The following is a 393-nucleotide window of genomic DNA, read 5'->3' on the forward strand; positions in this document are numbered from 1 at the left end:
CCAAGGGTTGGGCTGTTCGCCCATTAAAGCGGTACGCGAGCTGGGTTTAGAACGTCGTGAGACAGTTCGGTCCCTATCCGCTGTGCGCGTAGGAATATTGAGAAGGGCTGTCCCTAGTACGAGAGGACCGGGACGGACGAACCTCTGGTGTGCCAGTTGTCCTGCCAAGGGCATGGCTGGTTGGCTACGTTCGGGAGGGATAACCGCTGAAAGCATCTAAGCGGGAAGCCTGCTTCAAGATGAGTATTCCCACCTCCTTGAGAGGGTAAGGCTCCCAGTAGACGACTGGGTTGATAGGCCAGATGTGGAAGCCCGGTAACGGGTGGAGCTGACTGGTACTAATAGGCCGAGGGCTTGTCCTCAGTTGCTCGCGTCCACTGTGTTAGTTCTGAA

At 56.5% G+C, this 393-nt stretch carries 1 rRNA gene; it reads left to right on the forward strand.

Annotation, left to right across the window (positions count from 1 at the left end):
- Positions 1–362 (forward strand): 23S ribosomal RNA (locus tag ADK52_RS09685); the annotation flags it as partial.
- Positions 363–393 lie beyond the last annotated feature (31 nt).

Source organism: Streptomyces sp. WM6372, assembly GCF_001279655.1.
Taxonomy (GTDB): Bacteria; Actinomycetota; Actinomycetes; order Streptomycetales; family Streptomycetaceae; genus Streptomyces.